This is a genomic window from Ruegeria sp. CF4, from assembly GCF_056537345.1.
Window position 1 is genome coordinate 18,920 of sequence record NZ_JBQFRJ010000011.1, and the last position, 18,236, is coordinate 37,155.

The window sequence follows — 18,236 nt, forward strand, 5'->3', positions numbered from 1 at the left end:
CTGCACATTCTCTCGCCATGCTGTGAGCAAGGTTTATTGGGCAGAAACCAAGGGCAACCACATCTTTCTATCAGGCCCACAAGTGGTGTCAGAGATAGGAGAGATGATGAAAAAGTCCATCACGACATATCTGCCCGCACTCGTTGTTTTGCTGGCCGGGCAAGCTGTGGCTGCGCAGGAGATCGCGGTGCATGGCCCATCGGGATACAAGCGCGTCTCGGCATCGGATGCCGCTTTTCATGGCACGGCGGAGCCGCGTATTACGCGGTATCACACGCTTGCTGTGAACCCGGCGCAGGTTGACTTTCCGGTTGTGAAAATCAACGTGCACAAACCCAAGATCAAGCTGAAGATACACAAGAAACCCAAGGTGAAAATATACAAGCAGCCGAAGCAAAAGCAGCTGTATCATCACCCGGCATACAAGCGCCCTAAATATCGGCACCCGGCGTATAATCATCCCAGATACCAGGCGCAGAGGCTGCATCTGCGGTCCAGAGCCTATCGCGCGCCGCATTACCGCTATGCCCCCAAGCGGTATCGGCGGCACTAGCCGCCGCGCAGGCGTTGCATGAGATAGACTTCGCTGCCTTCGGGGATTGGTTCGGTCAAGCCACTGGCGATGACGCGCCCGTCTATGGCAATCGACACGCCCGCATCAATCGGGGCCTGAAGCTGCGGATGCGCGCGCACCAGTTCGCGCAGCAGCTCTCCGGTGGTTTTGGCCTCGACCTCGACCACCTCGCAACCCCCGGTCAGAGACCGGAGGCTGGACCAGAGGTGGACCTCAACCATTGTCCTTGAGCGCGGCCAGAATGCGCGGCGGGGACATCGGCAGTTGCTTCAGCCGCACGCCCGCTGCGTTGGACACAGCATTGGCGATTGCGGCCAGAGGTGGAACGATGCCGGTCTCGCCCACACCACGCACACCGAACGGGTGGCCGGGGTTGGGCACTTCGACGATCACCGTGTCGATCATCGGCAGGTCGCTGGCAACGGGGATGCGGTAGTCGAGGAAGATCGAGTTCTGCAGACGACCGTCGTCGCCATAGATATATTCCTCGTTCAGCGCCCAGCCGATGCCCTGCGCGGCTCCGCCCTGATACTGGCCTTCGACATAGGTCGGGTGGATCGCCTTGCCCGCATCCTGAATGACCGTGTAGCGGGTGATGCTGGTCTTGCCGGTTTCCGGATCAACCTCAGCGTCGACGATATGGGTGCCGAAGGATACACCCGCGCCTTCAGGCGTGGCCTCGAAATGGCCCGAGATCGGGCCGCCGGTCGCGCCCATATGGGCGGTGATATCGGCCAGCGGGCGAGGGTCGAAGTCACCGGCGTTGGGGCCTGAGGGCACAGCACAGCCGTTCTCCCACTTCACCGCATCAACCGGAATACCCCAGCTGGCTGCGGCACGGGCGCATAGCTGCTCGACCGCATGGCGGGCCGCCTTGATGGTCGCCAAGCCCGAGGCATAGGTCACGCGGCTGCCGTGGCTTACATCATTGTAACCCAGCGTTGCCGTATCGGCGACGGTCACGCGGATATTCTCGTAGGGAATACCCAGAACCTCGGCCGCCATCAGCGCCATTGACGCGCGCGAGCCGCCGATATCCGGCGTACCGACCATGACTTGGGCCGAGCCGTCCTCGGACAGGGCCAGAGAGACCGAGGTTTCGCCTCCATGGTTGAACCAGAATCCGCAGGAGATCCCGCGCCCCTGCCCCGGCTTCAGCGGGGCTGCGTAATGTGGATGCGCTTTCGCAGCTTCCAGCGTTTCGACTAGGCCGATGCGCTCATAGGTCGGGCCATAGCTGGCCTTGGTGCCCTCATGAGCCGCGTTTTTCAGACGCACATCCAACGGGTCGAGGCCCAGTTTGTTGCACAGCTCATCCAGAACGGATTCAACGGCAAACGCGCCCATCGGAGCGCCCGGTGCACGATAGGCGGCCTGTTTCGGGCGGTTGGCCATCACGTCATAGCCGACCTGACGCACATTGGTCAGGTTGTAGGGCGCAAAGGCGCACATGGCGGTCATGTCGCCGGGTGCACCCGGGAAGGCTCCACCCTGAAGGCGGAAAATGCCCTGAGCCGCCGTGATGGTGCCGTCTTTCTTCATGCCGATCTTGATATCCATCGACGCGGATGAGGTCGGGCCCGTGGCGCGGAACACCTCGGACCGGGTCATCACCAGCTTGACCGGACGGTTTGCCTTGCGGCTGAGCGCCAGCGCGACCGGTTCGATGAACACGGTGGTCTTGCCGCCAAAGCCGCCGCCGATCTCGGACGCGGTCACGCGCAGTTGCGAAGTTTCGATCCCCAGCACCGCGGCGCAGGTTTTCTGCGCGATCCAGTGACCTTGGGTGGTGCACCACAGCTCACCCTTGCCATCCATGCCCAAGGAGCCCATGCAGGCATGCGGTTCGATATAACCCTGATGGGTGGCCTCGGTGACAAAGCTGTCTTCGACGACCAGATCGGCCTCGGCAAATCCGGCTTCGACATCACCATGGCCGCTTTCGTGATAGCGCACTACGTTGGGGTGCATGCCCTCAGGCACAGAATAATCCGCCGCACCTTCGCGGATGACGGGTGCGTCGGGGGCCATCGCCTTGTCCACGTCGGTGACATGAGGCAGGACCTCATATTCGACCTCGATCAGCTTCAGCGCATCGCGTGCCGCCAGGGCCGATGTCGCTGCAACTGCCGCCACCGCGTGGCCGTCATAGAGCGCCTTTTCACCCGCCATGACGTTTTCCAGCACGTTCCAGAATTCGCCTTCAAGCCCCGGTTTGAACGGGACATCGGCGAAATCGGCGCGGGTCACGACGGCTTTGACATCCTTGTGGGCCTCGGCCTTGGAGGCGTCGATCTTCACGATCCGCGCATGCGCATGAGGCGAGCGCAGGATGGCGCCGTGCAGCATGCCGGGGGCCGAGATATCTGCACCGAACTTGGCGCGGCCCGTCACCTTGTCCAGACCGTCGGGGCGGTCAGGGCGGGTGCCGACAAAGGTGAAATCAGATTTGCGATCGTCCAGAGCCATTATGACGCCTCCCGCATTTCAGCCGCCGTATCCATCACGGCGCGAATGATCTTGTCATAGCCGGTGCAGCGGCAGAGGTTGCCTGCCAGCCAGTACCGGGTTTCCTCTTCGGTCGGGTTGGGGTTCTTTTCCAGCAGCGATTTGGCCGCCACCAGAATGCCCGGGGTGCAGATGCCGCATTGCAGGGCGGCATATTCGATCATCTTCTTCTGCAGCGGATGCAGGACGTCGCCGTCCGCAATGCCCTCGACCGTTTCGATCTGCTTGCCCTCAGCCTCGACGCCCAGCATCAGGCACGAGCACACCAGACGGCCATCAACGCTGACCGAACATGCGCCGCAATCGCCGGTGCCGCAGCCCTCTTTCGCGCCAGTCAGGTTCAACTTGTCGCGCAGACAATCCAGCAGGGTTTCGCGCGGGTCGCAGAGGTATTCAACCGCGTCCCCGTTCACGGTGGTGGATACGTGGAACTTGCTCATACGTCTTCTCCCTTCGCGCGGGCATAGGCGATTTTCGCGGCGCGCTTGGCCAGTACACCGGCCACTTCGGTGCGGAACGCGATGGTCCCACGTTTGTCATCGATCGGGTTGCAAGCGGCAGAGGCCGCGGTTGCCAGTGCTTCCAACGCGGCTACATCCAGCGCGCTGCCAATGATTGCCTTGGCGCAATCTTCGACCAGCAAGACGGTCGGGGCCACGGCACCCAGCGACACGCGGGCTTCGGTGATGGTATCCCCATCCAGCCGCACGTTAACGCCCACACCAACAACCGCGATATCCATCTCGGTGCGTGGGATAAAGCGCAGGTAGGCATCACCGCCGTTTTCCCCGCGTGCGGGGATGTTGACCGCCGAGATCAGTTCACCTTTAGCCAGTGAAGTCTTGCCGGGTCCGGTCGGGATGTCTTCGACCGCCACCTCTCGCGTGCCGTCCGGGCCAGTCACGGTGACCGTAACGCCCGCCGCAACCATCGCGGGCACCGAATCCGCTGCCGGGGAACCATTGCACAGGTTGCCCGTCAGAGTGGCCCGCCCCTGCACCTGAGTCGAACCGATCAGGTCCATCGCCTCGACCACACCCGGCCAGTCGCGCCCCAACTCGGCGTGTTCGCTCATCTCGGCACCGGTCGCGGCGACGCCCAGCGTCCAGCTGCCATCGGCATTGCAGGTAATTTCGCTAACGCCGTCGATCTTCTTGATGTCGATCAGCGTATCGGGCGTCACCAATTCCGAGCGCAACTGCACCAGCACATCGGTGCCGCCTGCCAGAAACCGAGTGATGCCCGTTGCATTTGCGGCCAGAGCCGACGCCTCGGCAAAGCTGGCGGGGCTGTGATAATCCATGAAAATACCTCGCACCTGTTGATCAGGATAGACTGGGGTTCGCCGGGGACGTTAGTCCAGCAAATCGGCGGCGTCCATGGCTGGATCGACCAATTTTTCTAATTCAAAATGTCGTTTTTTCACCAATGATCACAGATCGATCTCGATCACCCCGTCTGGTGCGGCTGCTCGGCTTTGGCATAGGATGATCGCGCCTTCTCTTTGTTTGTTGGACAGGACAAAGTCGCGATGTTCGATCTCGCCGGATATCACGCCGCATTTGCAGACACCGCAAATGCCGTCGGAGCACTTCACATCGACGTGGAAACCCGCTTCGTTCAACACCTGAGCAGCATCCTTGTCTGCCGGAACGGTCAGGTCCCGGCCCGATTTCGCCAGCCTCAGAGTGAACGGGTTATTTTCATATTCGGGCTGTTCGGGGACCGAGAAATACTCCAGATGCCGCGCTTCTTCGGGGAAACCCTGCGCCTCGGCAGCCTGTATAACACCGTCCATATAGCGGTCCGGGCCGCAGGTATAAACGTGCCAGCCGTCCTGATATCCGCCCAGAACAGCCTCCAGATCGGCGCGCGTGCCTTCATCCGAGAAATGATAGTGTACATGATCGGCCCATGGCATAGCTGCCAGATCGTCCAGATATCCGGCACCGGCGCGGGTGCTGGCGGAATAATGCAGCTCGAAGGGCTTGCCCAACCCGTACAGGCGATGGGCAAAGGCAATCATCGGCGTGATACCGATACCGCCGCCCATCAGGAAGGTTCTGGTCGCGGTCTCATCCAGCTCAAAGTGGTTGATCGGCTTCGAGATGAAGACCTTGCGCCCTTCATTGAAGATACGATGCAGCAAGGCCGAGCCTCCGCGCCCTTCATCCTCGCGCAGCACACCGATCTGGTAGATTGTGCGGTCCGAAGGGTCGCCCGACATCGAATATTGCCGCAGGAATTCAGGCGAGACCAGCACATCCAGATGCGCCCCAGCGGTCCATTGGGGCAAAGGCGCGCCGTCGAGGGTCGAGAATTCGTACTTGGTGACGTCCGCAGTCATCTTATCGACCTTGGTCAGTTCGACCCGCATCACCGGGGCGTCCCCGGCGACCTGATAGCGATGGATGACCGACATGTCGCCCGCCGCTTTGCGCGTCTTGTAGTCTTCGGCGGTGACCATCGCCTCATAGGCGGCAATCCCGGCTTCGCGGTCCATGTTGAACGGGTATGGCCAAGGATGCGGTGCCAAGGGCGCGGGGTAAACGGCGAGCGTCTGATCCTCGTATTTCAGATCGAGGTCTTTTTGCAGATCCCGCCGGTTCAAAGAATGCTGGGATGGGCGATAGGCCCCGTCGGGTTCCAGTTCGATGTCCCACCACCATTTCTTGATGTCATTTAGACCCCCGTTGCCGACGGCATCATCCAGTTTGGCCAAGGCAGGCGCGGCCTGCGGGATGTTCATCGCGGCCCATCGGAAGGGACGTTCCTTGAAGATCCCCTCCAGATTCCACGGGCAGGTTTTCATACAGCGCCCGCACATCGCGCCGCCCGGCGTGGTAATGCGATAAGTGGCGCATTTCTGGCTATCAGATTTCCAGATTTCATAGCCGTTGAACATCAGCTTCGGACCGGCGGTGATGGCACCCGAGGGGCATTCGCGGGCACATTTGTTGCAAGACTCGCAAAAGGTCTGCAGGCCGAAATCGATAGGTTTGTCATGCGCCATCGGCATGTCAGTGGTCACCACACCAGATTTCAGGCGTGGGCCGAGATAGGGGTTCAGGATGACTTCGCCGATCCGGCTGACCTCTCCCAATCCCGACAGCAGCAGCAGCGGCGGTTGCAGCACCTCGCCATCCATCACCGTATGCGCCTTAGCTTTATAGCCGAGATTGCGGATTTGCTGCGCGATCACACCGCCAAGCAGTGAAAACCGCAGATAGGCACGCATGGATTGGGCCACGCTGATCCAGTCATCGCCGCTGGCGCCTTCCATCGTTTCATAGCCCTGATCGATGATCATGCTGATGGCCTGATCATGGGGCGGAACGATCTCTTCTCCGGTGGCGTCGTGAGAATACCAGCTCCACTCGGGGCACCGGCTGAGGCCGACCGCATCGACCCCAAGGAAATAGGTCGCGGCCTTGATATTTGCTGCGTTGCGCTCTGCATCGGTTGGCCGCAAAGCCTCAGCGCTGTCGCCGTCCTGCAGCAACACAAATGCGCCCAGCGCGCGGCGTTGGGCAAAGCTAGGGGCAGATTTGCGCACATAATGACCGCCCTTGGTCGCATCCTGCAGCGATTTACCCATGTCACCGAACTGGGCCCGTGCGAACATATCCGCGCGCTTGGGCACGCGGGCTACGTTTTCCTTGTCGATATAGGTGGTCGGAGTGTCGACCCGTTTGAGGTTCTCAAACGGATGCGCCCCGTCCACATAACGCCGCTTGGCATAGGCATCCCGGTTCAGCGCGTTCTTTGCAAAGCCCGCACCCAGCCACCAAGCGGGTCCTTGCGTGCGGAACCAAGGCTGGTCGGCCATCGGGCGCAGTGGGCGGTCATGCGCGATCTCCATCTCGGTGGTCACGGCGGCCAAACCGAACCGCTTGCCTAGCCACGGCACCACAACCGCGCCGTCCTCGACCGAGGCCAGTCCCGCCGCAACCGCCAGCTTGCCCAGATCGACCTCGGACGACATTGCCGTATGCGCACGCGCATCGAAGCCCAGCAGGCGGATGTAATTGGCAATGACCACCGCATTCTCGGTCGCCAGCAGGCACGCACGATGATCCTGCGCATCGCCGATCCAGTCTGTACCCGGCTCTGACGGCTCAGGGTCGCGGTTGAACTCATAGAGGAACACAATCGCATGACGATGAGAGTCGATGGGTTTCGGCGCGGCCTCCATGCTTTCTTTCAGGTCCGCCATGATCACGTCGATGCCCGAGGCAAGTGTCTTGGTCTGCCGCGTTTTGAGCGCATGGGCCAGCCGGTCGATATCCGGGTTGCGCCGCGGCTCAGCCAGCATCGCCTCCGCAGGCAGCGGCCCGCAGCCCATCATCGACGCATCATTGAAATAGCCGAATGCTTTCAGATGGTTGGCACGATCCACAGGGTTGGCAGGAATCTCCGAGGCAACCGGATTCACGAACCCATCCCGGATCGCGTCCATCATCGCCTGAAATTCGCCCATCGCATTCACGATGCTTTCGGGCTGCTCGGGCCTGTGAAAGCTGAGTGCGCGCATCGGTTCGACCAGCGCCAGATCAGGCATCCGATCCTGCCGCGCCAGCCGTTCCAGCGGGAACGGACCCATGTGAACAGGTCTGTTCTTGTCCGAGAAAAAGCGGATCCCCATTGCGCGCCTCCTGCTTGCTGCCCACTCCCCTACCCCGGCATGGACACCAAAACCATTCATGAATAATCATAGATGGTATGAGCAGAATTGATTTCACAGATCTCGACGGCAAGGTCCTGCGAGTGTTCCTGACGATACTCGAAGAAAGCTCGGTCTCGAAAGCCGCGGACCGGCTGGGCGTGACGCAATCGGCTATCAGCCATACGCTTGGTAAGTTGCGGCAGGTGCTGGGTGATCCGCTGTTTGTCAGGTCCGGTCAGGGACTGACCCCGACCGAGCGTGCGCTATCGCTGAAAGAGCCGGTACAGCAGGTATTGGACAGCATGCGCGCGCTGACCGAAGGCCGCCCGTTTGATCCGCTGTCCGAGCAGATGGACGTTCAGATCGCCACAAATGATATGCCGCGCGAGCTTATATTTCCCGATCTGTTGCGGGAAACGCGTGAAGAAGGCGTTCGGTTGCGGCTGGAGTTCATCCCCTCGGGCGTTCCCGACCCGGACCTGCTGCGTAGCGATCGGTGTCAGTTGATGCTGACCCCTCTGCCGCCGGATGGGCCGGATATCTTTCAGAAACGGCTGATTACCAGCCCGCTGATAGTATTCTACGACGCCTCCCGTCGCGATCCGCCCAAGGATTGGCAGGCCTATTGCAACAGCGACCATGTCGAGGTGCGCTTTGCCGATGGGCGAAACGCCCGCGCTGTTATGCGTGGCGTGGATCAGAGCCAGATCAGACCGCCCGTCGTGACCTTGCCGCATTTCAACGCGATCCCGCCCTTCGTGAAAGGCAGCGACCTGATCTCGACCGATACGGCGTTGATGAAACGCGGTCCGCTTGCAGCGCTGGACTGCGCGCCGCTGCCGTTCAAATGCGAGCCGGTGTCGATCTATATGGTCTGGCACCAACGCTCGGCCAACGACCCGGCACATCGTTGGTTACGCGAACGGATTGAGGCCATTGCCACAACTCTTCAGACCTGAGACAGCAACCAGTCGCGCATCTGTCTCACCAACTCTGGTTGACGCGGTTTCTGCGGGGTGACGATGAAAAAGCTCAGGTCATCAACCAGCACCTCGGAGAGCGGCTGCACCAACCGACCCGAGGCCAGTTCTGCCGACACAAGCGGTGCGTTGGCCAGCGCAAACCCCTGCCCAGAGATTGCGGCATCTATCGCCAGGCTTGTCTGGCTGAAACTCATCATCCGGGGTCGCCCATCGACCCCGGCGCGTTCCAGAAACAGGGGCCACAGCCCATGGGAATCGCTGAGCAGAACGTGCTGCATCAGATCGTCTGGACCAGAGATTTGCGCGGCAAGCTCCGAGCTGCCAACCACCACGAACTCGGTCGAAAACAGGGGCGTCGCCTGCAAGCCCTGTGCAATCGGCATTCGGCTTTGACGCACTGCGATGTCGACTCCGTCCGACCTGAAATCCGCCAACCGCTCGCGCGCGTCGACCTGCACCGAGATGTCGGGATGTCGGGTCACAAAATCACTCAGACGCGGCACCAGCCATTTTGAGGCAAAGCTGGGCGTGACCGAGATCGTGATCTGCCGCTGATCGGCCAAATCATCTACAGCCTCTTCGATCAGCCGAAACGCCCGGCGCAGCGGTGCGTGGAACCGACGCCCCGCTTCGGTCAGGCACAAACCGCGTGGAAGGCGTTCGAACAGCGCCGTTCCCAGCCGCGCCTCAAGCCCGCGCACCTGTTGCGCAACCGCCCCCTGGGTTACGCCGATTTCTTCCGCGGCAAGGCGAAAATTCAGGTGACGCGCCGATGCTTCAAAGGCGCGCATCGCGTTGAGAGGTGGAAGAGCGGGCATTCCCTGACTGTAGATTTTCTACTGCCACCGCGCAACAGAACTGATTGGTAAAATTGATCTTGCTGCGCCATCGTCTTGCGAAACAAGGCATAGGAGTGTGTAGATGGAAAAAGTAGCTTTGATCACCGCAGGCGGCAGCGGCATGGGCGCAGACAGTGCGCGCAGATTGGCGGCGGACGGGTTCAAGGTCGGCATCCTGTCTTCCTCGGGCAAGGGTGAGGCGCTGGCGCATGAGTTGGGCGGCGTGGGCATCACCGGCTCGAACCAATCAAATGATGATCTGCAAAAGCTGATCGATGCAGCGATGGCCCATTGGGGGCGGATTGATGTGCTGGTCAACTCGGCAGGTCACGGCCCTCGCGCGCCGGTGCTTGAACTGACGGATGAGGATTGGCACGCCGGCATGGATGTCTATTTCATGAACGCCGTACGGCCCACACGATTGGTAACCCCGATCATGCAGGCGCAAGGCGGTGGGTCGATCATCAACATATCGACCTTTGCCGCCTTCGAGCCTGATCCGGTGTTTCCGACCTCTGGCGTGTTCCGCGCAGGGTTGGCGGCATTTACCAAGCTGTTCTCGGACCAATACGCTGCCGACAATATCCGCATGAACAACGTATTGCCCGGTTTCATCGACAGCCTGCCCGAGAAGGAAGAGTTCCGCGCGCGCATTCCACTGGGCCGCTATGGGCGCAGCTATGATGAGATCGCCTCGGTCGTGGCCATGCTCGCCTCCGAAGGCGGAGGCTACATCACTGGACAAAACATTCGCGTCGACGGTGGAATCACCCGGTCTGTCTGACGTCAGAACCGGGCCTTGATGAGATGCGTCAGCGCCGCGCCGGTTTCGAAATAGGCGCGGCGCAGGCCGGTCCAGCGCTCGCTGTAATCGGACACCGCAGGCACCGGCAAAAGCACGGGGTCGTCCTGCAACAGGCTCTGCGCGGTCAGGCGGCCAAACACGGTGCCGGGACCGATACCGCGACCCGAATATCCGTGGATGGCAAGCGCGTTCGGTCCGATCCGGGTGATCTTGGGGATATGGTCCGAGGTCATGGCAATGCGCCCGTGCCAGCCTTGTTCCAAGGGTTGATCGGCCAGTTGCGGATAAAGCTCGGCCAATTTACGCTTGGCCCACGCGGTATGTGTCGCGCTTCCCGCATGGGCGAGATCGCCCATCGCACCGAGGATGAAGCGCCCTTCGTGATCCATACGAAACGAGGTCATGATCAGGCCGGTATCCCACGCCCCCTCACCGCCTGACAGAATGCTGGCCCGCAGATTGTCGGACAGAGGTGCCGTGGCGTATTGGAAGTAATAAACCGGCACATAAGCCGGTGCTGAGTCGGCCAGATTCTGGTGATACGCGTTGGTCGCCTGGATCACCAACTTTGCCCGAACGGTGCCTTGTGGCGTCGTCAATATCCAGACATCGCCATCATGCCGCATCGATCGCACCGGGCTTCGTGCAAAGATCTGCGCGCCGGCCTCCTGCGCCGAACGCGCCAGACCGCGCACATATCCCAGTGGCTGGATCGTGCCTGCACGCGGGTCAAATAACGCCCCGTGAAACGCCTCGCTTCCGGTGCGGTTCGCGGCCTGATCCGAAGAAAGCAACTCGACCGGAGCACCTGTCGCGCTCAGTTGCGCGTGGCGGGATTGCAGGTCGCGCAAACCGGCCGCCGAATGCGCGCAATGCAGGGTGCCATTGCGGACCGGGTCGCAATCGATCCCATGTGCTTCGATCAGGTCGAACACCTCGGATGGAGCCGCACCCAGAAGATCGATCAGGCGGTTCCCGGCTTCCGTGCCCAGATATTTGCGTATCTCTTCAGGCGGCAACCACAGGCCCGCATTGGCAAACCCGACATTGCGACCGGAGCCTCCATGCCCGATCTCCTGCGCCTCAAACACACAGACCGAGGCCCCCGCCTGCGCGGCTGTCAGAGCGGCCGAACAGCCGGTATACCCACCGCCAATGACCGCAAGATCGACGGTGATGTCGCGGGTCAGAGGTTGGCTTTCCACATGCTCGCGGCAGGTCTCTGACCAAAGGGACTGATCATGATCGCTCACATCGCGCTCCTTGCAGTATTACGGGTCCATTAGGGCGCAGGATCAGCCGGTTGCAAGCGCCCTTTGATCTTCACGGCCCATGGCGATCAGGAAGGGCTGCGCCTCTTGCCGCGCCTGGAACGCGGCTTTGTCACCCATGCCACGCCAATCAGACAGAACCAGCGACTGCGCAACTGCGCCGCCCAAGGTGGCTCCGGGTCCGGTGACAATGAACAGATCGGGTGCAAATTCACGAGCCGCAGTCTGGATCGCGCGCGTGAAATCGTAAGGTTCGGTCACCTGATGGCCCAGAGTGTAATCCCGCAGCGCCTGCGTATCCGTCGCCCCCGGCCACCAGATTTTCCCGCGCCCGTCGATCAGGGGGCGATCCGGCTGGCCGAAAAGGTCCGCCCCCAGCCGCGCCCGACCTTCGGCCGCAACCGGCGCTTGCAACGCCGTGTGGAACGCGGCGTGGTTGGCCAATCGCATGGGAAAGCGTTCCTGTACCGTTGGCTGAGAAGCCTCGAACGCTTTCAGGCCGTCCTCGTTGCCCGCAAGAACCAGCATGCCGCCGAGATCAATTGACAAAGCCAATGTATGGCCTTCGATCTGGTTGATACGCGCCACATCCGCCAAAAGGTCAGCCTTGCGGGTGGCGTCATTGGCCCAGCTATCGTCTGTGAAGGGATACACGAGTTGCCCGCCGATCAGATGCTCCTGCATCAGTGTGCCCATGGTGTTCACCACACGAAAGCCGTTCTCGGGCGACAGGGCACCGCCGGCGGCCAATGCGATGTACCATCCCATTGAATTGCCCGTAACGGCAACCACTTCGATGTCCTCGGCCAGCGTTTGTGCATCAGCCAGCGACGCGGCGTAGATCAGCGGGGACGCCACATCTCCGCGCGAGTATTTGCTGACGGTGTAGCGGTCTGCACCATCCAGAGCGGTGACGGCCTCCTGCCCGGCCTCAGCGCGGATGGCGTCAAAGTCACGGAACATCTGCATTCGGTCGGTGTGGTGACGGTGCAGATAGCCCAGTTCAGGCTTGTTATAGGTTCCCCGACCGGGACAAATCACAACGGCGGTGCGGGTCATGCTGCGCCTCCGGTCAGGTTCAACGCTGCCGCAACGATACCGTCTTTTGAGGGCAGAGGCGCAGCATAGGCGGGGCCAGTAGCGATGAAACAATCCTCGGCCACCACGCGGGCGGTTGGGGTGGAGGGACTTTCTTCGGCGAAGAAAGTCATCAGCGCCTCGGATTGACTGCCGGTGCGGCGGCATTCGTCGACGACTAAAACATGCGCGCATGTTTTGGTGGCCTCGCGCAGGGCCTCGACCGGCAAGGGGGCGAGCCAGCGCATGTCTATGATCCGCGCCTTCAGCCCCGCCGCCTGCAATTCGGGCAGCGCCTGTTTCGACAGGTAATGCCCATTGCCATAAGTCACGATAGCCAGATCGGTACCGTCCCCTTGCACCCCGACCTCGCCCAGTGCGATGTGTTGGTCCGGTGAGGGATAGGTCGTCATCCACCCCGCATCCTGCGCCGCGTGCAGATCCCGCATGGGATAGAGCGCAATCGGTTCCAGAAACACCACCACCCGCTGTTCCTCACGCGCCAGTCGCACGCATTCGCGCAGCATCTGCGCCGCATCCGCGCCAGTGGATGGGCAGGCGATGATCACGCCCGGAATATCCCGCAGAACGGCCAGAGAATTGTCGTTGTGGAAATGCCCGCCAAAACCCTTCTGATACCCAAGCCCCGCGATCCGCAACACCATCGGGTTCGTGAACTGACCGTTCGAGAAGAAGGGCAGCGTTGCGGCTTCGCCCCGGATCTGGTCTTCGGCATTGTGCAGATAGGCCAGAAACTGGATCTCGGGGATCGGAACGAATCCGTTATGGCCCATGCCGATGGCGAGGCCCAGAATGGATTGCTCATCCAGCAAAGTATCGATCACCCGGTCTGAGCCAAACCGTTGCTGCAGCTTCTGCGTCACGCCATAGACACCGCCCTTACGGCCCACATCCTCGCCCATGCAGACGATTTCGCCATGTTCCAGCATCAAATCGGTCAGCGCCCAGTTGATCAGGCGGCTCATAGGCTGAGGCTCGTCCATCGCGCGCATATCGCCGCCAAAGGCCTTGGCCCGCGCCTCGGCGCTGGGGCCGTTGGTCGGTTTACAAGGGCGCTTGGGCGGGATCAGGCTGGCCATGACCTCGGCCGCATTGGCCAGATGCGGGCGTGAGGCAGCCTCCGCCGCCACGCGGTCGGTGCGGGCGCAAGTCTCTTCGTAGATTTTCAGCGCCTGAACCGGGGACAATGCCCCGGCCTGATCCAGCAGGCGCACGGAATGCAACAGGGGGTCGTTGGCCTCATCCGCCTCAACCTCGGCTTTCGGCAGGTAGGTCGTGGGCACATCCGCACCGGCATGGCCATAGAGGCGCACGGTTTTCAGATGCAGGAAGGCCGGTTTGCGCCGGGTGCGGACATAGTCAGCAGCCTCCTGCGCCACGGCGAAGGTCTCGTAGATGTCGAGGCCATTGGCCTGGAAGTACCTGATCCCGGGCCGATGCTCCATCGAGGCCTGAATCCAGCCCTTGGGTGTCTTGACCGAAATTCCGATCCCGTTGTCTTCGCAGACAAACAGCAGCGGCAGCGGGGTCGATTGAACGCTGGTCCAGCCCGCAGTGTTGATCGCCCCCTGCGCGGTCGAATGGTTGGCTGAGGCATCGCCGAAGGAACACATCGCGATCCCATCTTCAGGAAGATTCCGATGTTCCGGATCATGCCGCCGCGCCGCACCCAAGCTATAGGCTGCGCCGACAGCTTTGGGCAGGTGGCTGGCAATCGTAGAGGTCTGCGGCGGGATGGTCAGAGCCTTGGAGCCCAGAACCTTATGCCGCCCGCCCGAGGTGGGGTCTTCTTTGGAACAGGCAAAACTCAACAGCATGTCCCAGGCGATCTGCTGGCCCGGCACCTGTTCGGCGCGGGCGATCTGGAATGCGGCATCGCGGTAATGCAGGAATGCGATATCCGTCGGCCGCAACGCGTGGGCTACCGCTGCCATCCCCTCATGTCCTGAAGACCCGATCGTATAGAACCCTTGCCCCGCCTTCTGCATGGCGCGACTGGTCCGATCCAGGGCGCGGCTGAGCACCTGTGACCGAAACAGCGACACGGCATCAGTCGGACTGAGCCCCGGTCGCGGAGGCGCACCTTCTGGCAGGTCGCGCTGTGCAACGCGAGTCAGGAAGTTCTCATGTACGATCTGGGCACGGTCCATGGGTCTTGCCTTGTCTGGTCGGTGTCATCGGCCCGTCGGCCACTGGCTAATTTGTCCCGCGCTCTGCCGGGGATTTCAAGCTCAACACTCTGGCGAGCATAGGGGCCATTTTGAACTCATCGCTCTGGCAGCGGGAAAAAACCAGTGCTATTGCATCCAAAAGGTATGAGGTTTCATCATATGATTGCGCCACGCCGGTTTCTTCCGTCTATCTCGTCCCTGCTGGCGCTAGAGGCCGTGGATAGGCTGGGCAGTGCATCAGCCGCAGCAGAAGAGTTGTCTTTGACACAAAGTGCAATCAGCCGTCAGCTGAAGACGATGGAAGATCAGTTGGGCGTGCAACTGATCGAGCGCAGCCAGATGCGTCTGCATCTGACACCTGCGGCCAAAGACTATGTGCAAACCGCAAGGTCCGCGCTGCAGGAACTGGCGCAGGCGGCGCTTAAGCTGAAGGCAAACCCGGCGGGCGGTTCACTGGACCTGTCGATCCTGCCCGCCTTTGGCATGCATTGGCTTGCCCCCCGGCTGCAGAGTTTTGCCCGCCGCCACCCTGAGGTCACGGTCAATCTGGGCACCCGGCTGAAGCCGTTCGATTTTGCCTCTGAACCCTTCGATGCAGCCATTCATTTCGGCCAAAGAGACTGGGCCGGGGTCCACTATCTGCCGATCATGCGAGAAGAGGTGCTGCCGGTCTGCGCACCGGGGTTGATCGGGACCACCGCCGACACGTTGGAGGCCCTTCGCACCGCCCCATTACTGCATCTGGAATCACGTCCGGACGCCTGGGAGAGATGGTTTGAAATGCAGGGCCATTCCGTCACCGGCTTACGAGGGATGCTGTTTGATCAGTTCTCGACCATGATACAGGCCTCGATACATGGATTGGGCGTCGGTCTATTACCTGCATATCTGGTGCAGGACGATCTGGAAGCCGGGCGTCTGGTGCCCGCTTGGGAAGGACCTCCTGTCAGTTTGGGCGACTATTATCTCGTCTGGCCCAATGACCGTGCCACGCCCGAACCGCTGAAATCCTTTCAGGATTGGCTAAGGGATCAACTGGCTTCGGAATAAGTCAGAACTTGCCGTTGCCATTTTTCCATTGCTCACGTGGCGCAATGGCTTCGACGGTGTCCCAGTGTTCGACGATCTTGCCATCCGCGATGCGGAAGAGATCATAGAACGCGCTATGCTTCCCCTGAAACTCACCCTCGCAGACGGTCAGAACAAAATCGCCCTCAGCCAAAACCCGATGCAGGTGCCGATAATTCACCCTGTCTGGGTCTGAGAGTTCAGCCCGCAACACGGCAATGTCATCGGTCAGGCGCGGGTTGTGTTCCATGTAGGCAGCCGCATCGATGCAAGAGGCGAGTTGCTCCAAATCACCGCCAATCAGAGCCGCCTCAACAAAGGATCGAACGAAAGCCCGGTTCTGTTCGGTCAATGCAGGATCACCAACCTCAGTCGACCCATCAACCATACTGTGACCCGACGCATTGGGGCCTTGGCGGGCCTGTATGTTGTCCCAATGCTCCACCGCCTGCCCATCTGCAAAACGGAACACCTCGAACCCGATATTGCGACGCGAGAAATCATACTCGGTATGGGCAAAAACAAACGCCCCATCCTCGAACGCCCGGACGATGTTGACGCGCGGAGAGGTCTCGGACAGACGCTTGAACAACGCAGCCAGCCCCTCGCTGCCTTCATGGGTCTGCGGGTTATGCTGGATGTAGCGCGCCTCGTTCACCACCGAGATCGGGCCGGGATCACCGGTTTCGATGCTTTTGAGCAAGGCGCAGATGCGGGATTTGTTCGACGCCGCCATGAGCACGCTCCTTTTGCCGAAACAACTTGTGGCAATCATGGCAGGCGGATGGCGCATCGGCAATGTCGGTACGCGTCAAAGGCTGCGCGGCCTTCGGCCTTGCGTCCTGCGGACGGCAGGGGGCCAGGAATGTCGACGACGGGCGGGAGCGCTTTGCCTCAGACGTCCAGCGAACGGGCGATGAGTTCTTTCATGACCTCATTGGTGCCGCCATAGATCATCTGAACCCGCGCATCCGCATAGAGCCGCGCGATCGGGTATTCCATCATGAACCCATAGCCGCCGAAAAGTTGCAGACATTCGTGCATGATCTCGTTCTGCACTTCAGAGCCCCAGTATTTCACCATCGAGGCGGTGGCCGCATCCAACTCACCTGCCTCAAGCTTGCCGATGCAATCGTTGACGAAACTGCGCAGCACTTCGGCCTTGGTTTTGCATTCGGCCAGTTTGAAGCGGGTGTTCTGGAAATCCATTACCCTCTGACCAAAGGCCTTGCGCTCCTGCACGTATTTCACCGTTTCGGCGATGGCGAAGTCAATCGCGCCCAGCGCCATGATCCCGATGGTCAACCGCTCCCATGGCAGCTGTTTCATCAGTTGATAGAACCCCTGCCCCTCTTCCGGGCCCAGCAGGTTCGTCATGGGCACTTTGACGTCTTCAAAGAACAGCTCAGCCGTATCGTTGCCCTTCATCCCCAGCTTCTTCAGGTTACGCCCGCGTCGGAACCCCTCGGCCCCTTCCGTTTCGACCGCGATCAGCGACACCCCCTTGGCGCCCAGCGATTTGTCGGTTTTGGCCGCGACGATCACAAGATCGGCAGACTGACCGTTGGTAATGAAAATCTTGGACCCGTTCAGCCGATAGGAATTGCCATCCTTCTCGGCGCTGGTCTTGACCGCCTGAACGTCCGACCCGGTGCCCGGTTCGGTCATAGCCAGCGCACCGATCATCTCACCCGACGCAAGTTTCGGCAGCCATCGCTGTTTCTGATCCTCGCTGCCATAGGCAGTGATATAGTGGGTTACGATGGATTGGATCCCGTACCCCCAACCGGCGTCCCCGCGTGCGGTCTGCTCATAGAGCGTCACGGAATCAAATCCCAAGCCGCCGCCCACGCCGCCATACTCCTCGGCAATCGAGCCCGCCATCAGGCCCGCCTGCCCGGCCTGCAGCCAGAACGCGCGATCCACGACACCGTTTTCGATCCAGGTTTCGGCGTTGGGCACCAGTGCATCATCCATGAACCGGCCCGCCATATCGGCAAACATCCGGTGTTCGTCAGTAACCCAGGCGGCGGTGCTGGTAAAAAGCGACATCAAAAGCTCTCCAGATCAAGTGTTTGTCCAAAGCTATCCTTGCACGCGATTCCTTCCAATCCATGTGACGTGGCGTCCGCGCAGTTCGCTACGCAACGTCCCTTTGTGCGCCAACCTCTTGGGATCACATCTGAGTTCCACCGGGTGACAAGCCCATCCCAAGCGGCTTTTATCCTTGCCAACCATATCGACGAGAGAAAA

15 protein-coding genes are annotated in these 18,236 nt (G+C 60.8%); 4 read left to right on the forward strand and 11 right to left on the reverse strand.

All coding sequences use genetic code 11. The features are described 5' to 3' along the window. The first annotated feature begins 106 nt into the window (after window positions 1-106). The gene (locus ACR0NF_RS17945; protein ID WP_480778712.1) at window positions 107-553 is read left to right on the forward strand and encodes a hypothetical protein; all 447 of its coding nucleotides are present in this window, start codon (window positions 107-109) and stop codon (window positions 551-553) included. Here ACR0NF_RS17945 and ACR0NF_RS17950 read toward each other — a convergent pair. The 5 genes from ACR0NF_RS17950 to ACR0NF_RS17970 all read right to left on the reverse strand — a co-directional run bounded on the left by ACR0NF_RS17950 (window position 550) and on the right by ACR0NF_RS17970 (window position 7,727). After that, the gene (locus tag ACR0NF_RS17950) at window positions 550-795 is read right to left on the reverse strand and encodes a MoaD/ThiS family protein (protein ID WP_480468972.1); all 246 of its coding nucleotides are present in this window, start codon (window positions 793-795) and stop codon (window positions 550-552) included. The two genes, ACR0NF_RS17945 and ACR0NF_RS17950, sit on opposite strands and share 4 nt — an antisense overlap. Continuing rightward, window positions 788-3,043 carry a xanthine dehydrogenase family protein molybdopterin-binding subunit gene (locus tag ACR0NF_RS17955; protein WP_480778713.1) on the reverse strand — a complete coding sequence of 752 codons (2,256 nt, stop codon included), beginning with the start codon at window positions 3,041-3,043 and terminating at the stop codon, window positions 788-790. Before ACR0NF_RS17955 ends, ACR0NF_RS17950 begins: the two co-directional genes overlap by 8 nt. Further along, a complete protein-coding gene (locus ACR0NF_RS17960) occupies window positions 3,043-3,522 on the reverse strand; it encodes a (2Fe-2S)-binding protein (RefSeq protein WP_170408211.1) in 480 nt (159 codons plus the stop codon). Before ACR0NF_RS17960 ends, ACR0NF_RS17955 begins: the two co-directional genes overlap by 1 nt. Continuing rightward, window positions 3,519-4,385, reverse strand: a complete 867-nt coding sequence (locus ACR0NF_RS17965; RefSeq protein WP_480778714.1) for an FAD binding domain-containing protein — start codon at window positions 4,383-4,385, stop codon at window positions 3,519-3,521. The genes ACR0NF_RS17960 and ACR0NF_RS17965 overlap by 4 nt, the downstream gene beginning before the upstream one ends. Before the next feature lie 129 nt (window positions 4,386-4,514). After that, window positions 4,515-7,727, reverse strand: a complete 3,213-nt coding sequence (locus ACR0NF_RS17970; protein WP_480778715.1) for a reductive dehalogenase — start codon at window positions 7,725-7,727, stop codon at window positions 4,515-4,517. Between the two features lie 77 nt (window positions 7,728-7,804). On the opposite strand from ACR0NF_RS17970, the gene ACR0NF_RS17975 reads away from it, so the two are divergent. After that, window positions 7,805-8,707 (forward strand): LysR family transcriptional regulator, encoded by a 903-nt coding sequence (locus tag ACR0NF_RS17975; RefSeq protein WP_480468968.1) that lies wholly within the window; start codon window positions 7,805-7,807, stop codon window positions 8,705-8,707. Here ACR0NF_RS17975 and ACR0NF_RS17980 read toward each other — a convergent pair. Continuing rightward, a complete protein-coding gene (locus ACR0NF_RS17980) occupies window positions 8,698-9,549 on the reverse strand; it encodes a LysR substrate-binding domain-containing protein (RefSeq protein ID WP_480468967.1) in 852 nt (283 codons plus the stop codon). The two genes, ACR0NF_RS17975 and ACR0NF_RS17980, sit on opposite strands and share 10 nt — an antisense overlap. 103 nt (window positions 9,550-9,652) lie before the next feature. Between ACR0NF_RS17980 and ACR0NF_RS17985 the strand changes: the two genes are divergently transcribed. After that, window positions 9,653-10,354 (forward strand): SDR family oxidoreductase, encoded by a 702-nt coding sequence (locus ACR0NF_RS17985; protein ID WP_480468966.1) that lies wholly within the window; start codon window positions 9,653-9,655, stop codon window positions 10,352-10,354. A 2-nt stretch (window positions 10,355-10,356) separates the two neighbouring features. On the opposite strand, the gene ACR0NF_RS17990 is transcribed toward ACR0NF_RS17985, so the two are convergent. From ACR0NF_RS17990 to ACR0NF_RS18000, 3 genes are read right to left on the reverse strand one after another with little or no spacing between them, the layout of a single operon-like run. Beyond that, window positions 10,357-11,628 carry an NAD(P)/FAD-dependent oxidoreductase gene (locus ACR0NF_RS17990; protein WP_480778716.1) on the reverse strand — a complete coding sequence of 424 codons (1,272 nt, stop codon included), beginning with the start codon at window positions 11,626-11,628 and terminating at the stop codon, window positions 10,357-10,359. Between the two features lie 42 nt (window positions 11,629-11,670). Beyond that, window positions 11,671-12,705, reverse strand: a complete 1,035-nt coding sequence (locus tag ACR0NF_RS17995) for an ACP S-malonyltransferase (RefSeq protein ID WP_480778717.1) — start codon at window positions 12,703-12,705, stop codon at window positions 11,671-11,673. Then, a complete protein-coding gene (locus tag ACR0NF_RS18000) occupies window positions 12,702-14,894 on the reverse strand; it encodes a dehydrogenase E1 component subunit alpha/beta (RefSeq protein ID WP_480778718.1) in 2,193 nt (730 codons plus the stop codon). Before ACR0NF_RS18000 ends, ACR0NF_RS17995 begins: the two co-directional genes overlap by 4 nt. 180 nt (window positions 14,895-15,074) lie before the next feature. On the opposite strand from ACR0NF_RS18000, the gene ACR0NF_RS18005 reads away from it, so the two are divergent. Further along, on the forward strand, window positions 15,075-15,965 hold the full coding sequence (locus ACR0NF_RS18005) for a LysR substrate-binding domain-containing protein (protein WP_480778719.1): 891 nt from the start codon (window positions 15,075-15,077) through the stop codon (window positions 15,963-15,965). 1 nt (window position 15,966) lies between these two features. On the opposite strand, the gene ACR0NF_RS18010 is transcribed toward ACR0NF_RS18005, so the two are convergent. Continuing rightward, a complete protein-coding gene (locus ACR0NF_RS18010; RefSeq protein WP_480778720.1) occupies window positions 15,967-16,719 on the reverse strand; it encodes a nuclear transport factor 2 family protein in 753 nt (250 codons plus the stop codon). 158 nt (window positions 16,720-16,877) lie between these two features. Further along, window positions 16,878-18,035: an acyl-CoA dehydrogenase family protein gene (locus tag ACR0NF_RS18015; protein ID WP_480778721.1), complete on the reverse strand. Its 1,158-nt coding sequence runs from the start codon at window positions 18,033-18,035 to the stop codon at window positions 16,878-16,880. Window positions 18,036-18,236 lie beyond the last annotated feature (201 nt).

Coding starts and splice junctions, on each gene's coding strand:
- ACR0NF_RS17945 (WP_480778712.1), top strand. CDS start 107: ATGAAAAAGTCCATCACGACATATCTGCCCGCACTCGTTGTTTTGCTG.
- ACR0NF_RS17950 (WP_480468972.1), bottom strand. CDS start 795: ATGGTTGAGGTCCACCTCTGGTCCAGCCTCCGGTCTCTGACCGGGGGT.
- ACR0NF_RS17955 (WP_480778713.1), bottom strand. CDS start 3,043: ATGGCTCTGGACGATCGCAAATCTGATTTCACCTTTGTCGGCACCCGC.
- ACR0NF_RS17960 (WP_170408211.1), bottom strand. CDS start 3,522: ATGAGCAAGTTCCACGTATCCACCACCGTGAACGGGGACGCGGTTGAA.
- ACR0NF_RS17965 (WP_480778714.1), bottom strand. CDS start 4,385: ATGGATTATCACAGCCCCGCCAGCTTTGCCGAGGCGTCGGCTCTGGCC.
- ACR0NF_RS17970 (WP_480778715.1), bottom strand. CDS start 7,727: ATGGGGATCCGCTTTTTCTCGGACAAGAACAGACCTGTTCACATGGGT.
- ACR0NF_RS17975 (WP_480468968.1), top strand. CDS start 7,805: ATGAGCAGAATTGATTTCACAGATCTCGACGGCAAGGTCCTGCGAGTG.
- ACR0NF_RS17980 (WP_480468967.1), bottom strand. CDS start 9,549: ATGCCCGCTCTTCCACCTCTCAACGCGATGCGCGCCTTTGAAGCATCG.
- ACR0NF_RS17985 (WP_480468966.1), top strand. CDS start 9,653: ATGGAAAAAGTAGCTTTGATCACCGCAGGCGGCAGCGGCATGGGCGCA.
- ACR0NF_RS17995 (WP_480778717.1), bottom strand. CDS start 12,705: ATGACCCGCACCGCCGTTGTGATTTGTCCCGGTCGGGGAACCTATAAC.
- ACR0NF_RS18000 (WP_480778718.1), bottom strand. CDS start 14,894: ATGGACCGTGCCCAGATCGTACATGAGAACTTCCTGACTCGCGTTGCA.
- ACR0NF_RS18005 (WP_480778719.1), top strand. CDS start 15,075: ATGATTGCGCCACGCCGGTTTCTTCCGTCTATCTCGTCCCTGCTGGCG.
- ACR0NF_RS18010 (WP_480778720.1), bottom strand. CDS start 16,719: ATGGCGGCGTCGAACAAATCCCGCATCTGCGCCTTGCTCAAAAGCATC.
- ACR0NF_RS18015 (WP_480778721.1), bottom strand. CDS start 18,035: ATGTCGCTTTTTACCAGCACCGCCGCCTGGGTTACTGACGAACACCGG.